The sequence below is a fragment of the Bradyrhizobium sp. Unk1 genome (assembly GCF_059512345.1).
The window spans coordinates 1-917 of record NZ_JCAMOP010000200.1 but is presented as its reverse complement, the minus strand read 5'-3'; the positions used below and the strand labels follow the sequence as shown (position 1 = coordinate 917).

The 917-nt window shown below is 63.6% G+C and carries 1 protein-coding gene; it reads right to left on the bottom strand.

The genetic code is table 11. From position 1 onward, the window contains the following. Positions 1-183 precede the first annotated feature (183 nt). On the bottom strand, positions 184-917 hold a 734-nt coding region (locus AC5ZFO_RS48125), incomplete at its 5' end, for an IS110 family RNA-guided transposase (protein ID WP_496124284.1).

The following is a 917-nucleotide window of genomic DNA, read 5'->3' as shown; positions in this document are numbered from 1 at the left end:
TTGCGCGGTACTCATGACCGCTGGCCATAATGCCCTCCGCGGATCAGGTCCCTCTCAAAACCTCGCATTCGATGATGCTGTGGCCCATGTGGGTTGTCCTGATCGCCGGATCGACCGGCGCTGCATTACGTGCTGTTCGCCCTCCCAACCGTGACGTCACGCCGGATATCCGGCGCGATTCCTTTACGCCGCGAGTGCGACGGGCTCCCTGTAGAGCTCACCCCTGGCCATCATCGCCCATGCCATCCTGGCGAGCTTATTGGCGAGTGCAATCGCAGCGACTTTTGTCGGTCGACGCGCCAACAGCCCCGTGAGCCAGGGCCGATGCCCGGTGCCATGGATCTTGGCATAGCGGATCACGGCGAGCGCGCCGGCCGTGAACAGGCTGCGCAAATAGCGATCGCCTTGTTTGCTGATACTGCCGAGCTTGTCTTTGCCACCGCTCGAGTTCTGCCTCGGCACGAGCCCAACCCAAGCTGAGAAATCCCGTCCCGATCGGAAGGCCCTGGCATCGGCAACACTCGCGACCAGCGCTGTTGCCAGCGCCGGACCGACGCCCGGGATCGCGTCCAGCCGCTTGCTCGTCGCGCTTGATCGATGCCAGGCGATGATGCGTCGGTCGAACTCCAGGATCTGGCCCTTCAGTGCGCGCAATTGGCTGCCGAGAGCAGCAAGACACGCACGGGCCACCTCGGGGAGCCGGCAATCGGCTGTATCGGCGACGACTTCCAGCAATTGCTCGACACCCCTGCGCCCGACGGGGGCGACAATCCCGAACTCGGCAAGATAGGCGCGGATCGAATTAATGACGGCTGTCTGCTGACGGATGAAGAGATGGCGCGCCCGGTGGAGCATCAGACAGCCCTGTTGCTCGACCGTCTTGGTCGGCACGAACCGCATGTTGGGTCTCGTGACCG